The 6,268-nt window shown below is 59.4% G+C and carries 3 protein-coding genes; 1 reads left to right on the forward strand and 2 read right to left on the reverse strand.

All coding sequences use genetic code 11. The features are described from left to right. On the forward strand, positions 1-958 hold a 958-nt coding region (locus TX78_RS10705; RefSeq protein ID WP_044496273.1), incomplete at its 5' end, for an ISL3 family transposase. A gap of 342 nt (positions 959-1,300) precedes the next feature. Here TX78_RS10705 and TX78_RS10710 read toward each other — a convergent pair. Both TX78_RS10710 and TX78_RS10715 read right to left on the reverse strand, forming a co-directional pair. Beyond that, the gene (locus tag TX78_RS10710) at positions 1,301-3,595 is read right to left on the reverse strand and encodes an AAA family ATPase (RefSeq protein ID WP_044496189.1); all 2,295 of its coding nucleotides are present in this window, start codon (positions 3,593-3,595) and stop codon (positions 1,301-1,303) included. 225 nt (positions 3,596-3,820) lie between these two features. Next, the coding region (locus TX78_RS10715) for an ATP-dependent DNA ligase (RefSeq protein ID WP_044496190.1) at positions 3,821-6,268 on the reverse strand (2,448 nt) is incomplete at its 5' end.

A 6,268-nucleotide genomic window follows, 5' to 3' on the forward strand; every position in this document is an offset into this window, starting at 1 on the left:
GGTAATAGACCGGATGTCGATTGCTAGGGTCGCTGCCGCACTGGCGTCTTCCTGGCATACCGTCAACGACGCCGTCCTTACCGCCGGGCGGCAACTGCTGATCGAGGACCCGACCAGGTTCGATAGCGTGAAGGTGATCGGGGTCGATGAGCACTGCTGGCGCCATACCGGCCACGGTTCCCACTACGTCACCGTGGTCATCGATTTGACCCCAGTCCGCGCCGGCACCGGACCTGCCCGGCTGCTGGACATGGTCCCCGGCCGCTCTAAGGCCGTGTTCAAGACCTGGCTGGAGGCCCAAAGCAAGGACTTCCGCGAAGGCATCGAGGTCGTGGCCATGGACGGGTTCTCCGGGTTCAAGACCGCCACCGCCGAAGAGCTCCCACAAGCTACCGCCGTCATGGACCCTTTCCACGTCGTTGCTCTGGCTGGGGACGCGTTGGATCAGGCCCGACAGCGGGTTCAGCGTGAGACCACTGGGCACCGGGGCCGCACAGGTGACCCGCTCTACGGTGCTCGGCGAACCTTGCGCACCGGGGCTGAGCTGCTCACCGAGCGCCAAGACATGCGCCTGCGGACAGTGTTCGCCTCAGATGAGCACGTCGAGGTCGAAGCGACCTGGTGGATCTATCAGAAGATCGTCGCCGCCTACCGGCACTCATCGAAGTCCACCGGCAAGCAGATGCTCACCGAAATCATCACAGCCCTGCGCCGCGGAATCCCGGCGAAACTGATCGAGCTGAAGAAGCTGGGTCGGACCTTCAACCGCCGGGCCACCGACATCCTGGCCTACTTCGACCGGCCCGGAACATCCAACGGACCCACCGAGGCGATCAACGGCCGGCTGGAACACCTGCGCGGCACCGCCCTAGGATTCCGGAACCTGACCAACTACATCACCCGAGCCCTGCTGGACACCGGAGGATTCAGACCCTATCTACACTCTCATCTGCGATGAGCCAGATAAGGCTCGACAAGAAGTCGTGGAATGATCCCCTGATTTCGGTCCACGAGTTATGAGAGTCGCACTAGTGCCCGGTGCTCCGGGCAGGAAAACTGGTGTGACCATGACAAGCAAGAGAAGACGCCCTACCCCTCGCTTGAGCCGCTGTTGTCGCTTTCTCTACTCACTGACAACCGGGAAAGCTCTAACGCTCTGTTCTATGATCCGGTGAGTGCCGTCCTTCAAACGGAGGCTAATCTCCACCTCCAGGAGAAATCGACATCCCTGGTCTCCTCTCCTCATCTGCCCAACTGACTCACAACCAGGCTGACAAAGAGGGGGACCGCCTCTTTCGCCTTATACTTCGGAAGAAAGTGCTTCCAGGCGCTTCATGAGGTGTTCGAACTCTTTGGGGATTGAAGTGAGTTTGGCGACAGCTTCCAATATGGTGTCATCGTTCAAGGGTCTACTGTTGCTCTGCGAGACAAGCCAATCTTTGAATGATCTCGGAGTATTGTCTCGGGTTTTACGCGCCTCTGCGTGCTGTTCCCACAGCTCGTTCCAGCTTGTAGCCCTCGGTAGGAAGGCTTCAACGGGGAGGTAGTTGAGGATATCCTTCTCGCCCAATCCGTGAGGGGAAAGTCTTGAATCCACCCCGTTTTCGAGGGCCCTGATAAGCCAGCCGCGGATGAATCCGATTTCTTCCTGGGCTTTTTTCCCTGAGGGACTCTTCAACACTACGTTGAGGTGGTCGACTGCATCCTTCTGGGATCTGGTGCTGCGTAGTTCACGCGCTTTAGCCCATGCATTCTGGATCGCTTGGTGTTGCAGGTTGTCCACAAGCGCCACCACATGGGCTCGTGTGTACTTAAACAGGATGTAGCTGTCTGCTGTCCCTTTTAGGTTCTTGGCCCCATCAAGGGTGATCACCTCGACCCGAGCCTTCTGCAGCCTGGCGCTGAAGAGCTCATCAAAGATGAGTTTCTCATGGTGGCCTTCCACAAGCAGGAACACTTTGGTCCATCGCAGCAAATCACTGGGGTTGAGTCCGAGAGTCTGAAGCGAATCCTTGTCCTTTAGGTCCAACGGTTGGACTATCGAGCGCGCCCGCTTGGCACCCACGTAGCGATCATCGTCACTCAGCGGGCCGTTATTGCGCTTGATCTCGATCAGTTTCGCCCCTGGGCTGTCAAGAAGGTCAGGTGAGTGGGTAGCCACGATCATCACGCGACGAGGATCACTCGCAACTAAGTCAGTGAGAGCTGTGGCCATGGTGGACTCCGCGGAACGATGAAGAGCAGCCTCAGGCTCATCAATGAGCGTCAGTGCCGGGCGCGGTACCTCTCCGCGCTCGATTTCTCGCCCGGTCCAGTAAAGGGCATCCGCAATAGCTAGACGCAGCCACTTCTGCTCAGCGCCGGACATCTCGTTCAGCCCAAGAGCGGGAAATGTGCGAGTCTCATTTCCGGCTCTCTCCGAATCATCAGTGTCGAACTCCCACGCGGCCCCGGGCCTTGTAAAGCGCTCCTCAGCGGCGGCAAGCCTCAAGACCGGAACGGGCGCGTCCTGCAATACTGACCCGAAGTACTGTTGTGCTCGCTGGGAGATCAATGTCCCGGTGTGCGCGGCTGCAATATCAACAGCCGTCTTCATTCCATTTGATTGATAGAAAAGGGTGGATTCCTCAGTAATATGTACCGCGCGGGCAATTCGAGTCATGGTTGTTGGCGGTAGACCGGCACGCTCCAGCCAAGAAGTGCCAGTCTGGTGGGTAATCTCGTCAAAGGAGTACGGTGCCGCCTGCTCGGCGATGTATTTCAGAAGCTCGAGGCTTGTTCCGTTTGGATCGGACGATTCTTCAATAAGGTCAATGCCGAAGTCTAATGCTCTGGCCCCAGGTGTTAAGAGAATGCCTGGCATCGGATCAGGATCACTGCCCTCGTAGGCATCAAAAGGCGAAAACCTAGTCGGATGAAAATATTGTTTCCCATAGGCAGGAAAGGGATACAAGTGCGGGGGAAGTATTGGGCCATTGTCCAAGAAATCCAGCACTTGACTTGCAGACGAGTTACCGTTGTTTTCGGCTAGGAGCATCTCATGGCGTGTCAGATGTGCCTTTGCAGCTGGCAACTGGGAGTCGTAGGCCGGCCACACCTCCCAACGGGGCGCGTTAGAAGTGCCGAGTGGGTGCAGGAGAAAGAAAAGATTATGAATAATCTCTTCCTCAAGCTCTGAATTTGTGCTTCTGAGTCGAGATCTAAAAACTTCTTCAACCGTTTCTGTAACCTGGTCTGCCGATAGGCCTTGAATCCACCTGTCTCTATCGTCGGAAAAGGAAACATCAGGTGACCACCCACCAATTTGTTCGGCTATCGCGTAGCGCAAGGTTGGACGGTACCCAGTCGTTTTGTATCTCGGGTGGCTGGTCGGGAATCTATCCGATTCCCAAGCGTCCGGTGTCGCCTGCACCACGACAAAAACACCGATGTCGGAGCTTTCACCGAGCAACGCATAGCGTATGCCCCTCAGGAGACGGGATTTTCCCGCGCCGTTGAGCCCATACACTGCGGTCAGGCCATCTTGCATCGGCAGGAACGAGTCTTCCAGGACAGCATCCCCAGTGATCTCGAAGCCTACAATTCGGTGATCCATGCCTTGATTGTATAAGCCACACGGGTATGTCAATCCTGCACCGGAGCCACGACCAGTTGGTGCACCTGAACCGCTCAAGGAGTACTAGGTGTAGGGTATGGCCATAAATACCTGCTACCTGGACAAGCTGAGTACCTTAGCGGAGACCTTGCAGCGATCCAACGAAGGCGTCATGGGTGGAAAGTCTAAGGCGAACGGATGTCGTCGTCCCGTTCGAGCAGAGGGCTACGCGCCTTCTGTAACCACCCGCCGCCAGGTGGGGTGGCGGAGGCGGTGGTCGCGGGTGATGCCCGAGTGCTTGACCTCGGCCTGCAGCTTCGGGGTCACCCAAGTGGCGTCGCCGGCGTCCTCCGCAGGGACATCAGCAACCGGCGGCGTCTTACGCACCAGCTTCTCCAACTGTGCCCGCAGCTCCGTTAACTCCGCATCGCTGAAGCCAGTACCCACACGCCCCGCATAGGTGAGGTTGCCGTCGTCGTCGGTGATACCCAGCAGCAGCGACCCAAACGTCTTCGCGCGCCCGCCCTTGCCCTGCCGCCAGCCGATCACCGTCACATCAGCATGATTCTCATGCTTGATCTTGATCCACGCATCCGAACGCTTGCCGGGCCGATACTTGCCATCGGCACGCTTGGCCATAATGCCCTCAAGCTTCAGCTCCTCGCTGACCTCCATCGCGTGATCCAGATTCTCACCGAGATCATCAGGCACCTGCACCTGATTTCCCGACTCCACGAGCTCCTTCAGCAGCTCGCGACGCTGGGTATATGGCAGATCCGTCACGTCACCGCGCTCTGGCGTGTGCAGCACATCAAAGACCATGTAATGCACCGGGATCTTTTCCGCAGCACGTTCGATCTCACGCTTCTTCGTCAGGCGTCCGCGACGCTGCAGCAGCCCGAAGTCAGGACGGTTCGATGAATTCAGCGCCACCACTTCGCCGTCCAACACTGTGCCCACCGGCGCCAGCTCAGCCAACTCCACCAGTTCAGGGAATGTCCCGGTCAGGTCCTTCCCATTGCGGCTGCGCAGCTCCACGCGCTTGGTGCCGTCGTCGTCCTCGTGCACCGCAGAGATGATCCGGTAACCGTCCCATTTAGCCTCGAAGATCCAGTCATCACCGTGGATGTCCTTGGGCGCACCCATAGTTGCCAACATGGGGGAGGGGAGCGGGTCCGGAATCGGTGCAGGCTTCTTAGGCTTCTTCTTCGACTTGCTGGTGCTGGAACCGGCGCCGGCCTCGTCGCCCTCCGGCTTCTCGCTCTTGGCAGAGGCCGCAGACTTTGCAGCGCGCGGCTGATCCTTGGTCATGCGGATCAGCCAGTCCTTGCCTTCATCATCGGTCTGAACCAGCGCATATCTACGAGGCTTACCGCCGAGGCCGCCGTCGGGCTTGCCGTGCAGCACAAAGACGACCTTCTTCTCCTCCCACTTCTCAATATCCACGGTCCCGGTGTCCCAAATAGTCACCTCACCGCCGCCGTACTCACCCTTAGGGATAGTGCCCTCGAACTGCGCATACTCAATCGGGTGATCCTCCGTCATCACCGCCAGGCGCTGTTGCCCGGCCTTCAACGGCGGACCCTTCGGCACCGCCCAGGACACCAGCACACCGTTGCGTTCTAACCGAGTGTCATAGTGCAGGCGGGTCGCGTGATGCTCCTGCACCACAAAGATCGGGTCACCATCGCGGGCCGCCGGCGACTCCTGGGGCACCGGTTCCGGAGTTTTCGCCGCATCACGCATGGACCGGTACTTGGTCAATGCGTCCTCGATGTCCTTTGCCGGAGCAGACTTCCCCCCTGACCCCTTCTTCTTTCCGGAGTCCTTAGACGAAGACTTCGCTGTGGCGGGAACGTCGGCGTCGTCGTCGTTGTACCGCCCGAACCTCCGCATCGGGTCCAGGCCATCGGCCAGACGCTCCATCACCTCGCGGAAATCCAGTTGACGCAGATCCTGATCATCCAGCTCATCCCACTCTCGCGGGACCGCCACCCAGGGCTGCGGTCGGCCACGCAGCGAATACGGCGCCACCGTGGTCTTATTCGCATTGTTCTGCGACCAGTCGATGAACACCTTGCCCTTGCGCGCGGTCTTCTTCATCTGGCTCACCACCTGCTTCGGGTGATCAGCCTCCAGAGCCCGCGCCAGCTCCTTGGCCACCTGCGAGACCTGGTCCGAGGTGTAGGTGCCCTCTAACTCCGCATAGAGGTGAATACCCTTCGACCCCGAGGTCAGCGGAACACTCGGCAGGCCCATGTCATCGAGAATCTCCCGGCACCAGCGCGCCACCTGTGCGCAATCGGCCAGATCAGTCCCCGGCCCCGGGTCCAGGTCAAGCACCAGCCGATCCGGGTTACGGCGCTCCGCCACCGGAGGCTCACCGCTGTCATCTGACGGGATAAAAGGGGCGACGTCGGCGTCGAACCTCCACTGCGGAACGTGCAGTTCCAACGCGCCCACCTGGCCGAACCACGCTAGTACGGCCTCATCCTCGGCCAGCGGGTAGATGTTGACGTGATCAGAGTGCTGCAAGCCGAGCCGCGGCACCCACGCCGGTGCCGAGTCCTCAAGGTTCTTGCGGAAAAACGCGTCATTGGGCTCCTCCGCGGTGCCGGGTCCATCCGGCCAGCGTTTGCGGGTCACCGCGCGGCGGCGCATATGCGGCAACAT

The organism is Nesterenkonia massiliensis (genome assembly GCF_000455245.1).
GTDB classification, from domain to species: Bacteria; Actinomycetota; Actinomycetes; order Actinomycetales; family Micrococcaceae; genus Nesterenkonia; species Nesterenkonia rhizosphaerae.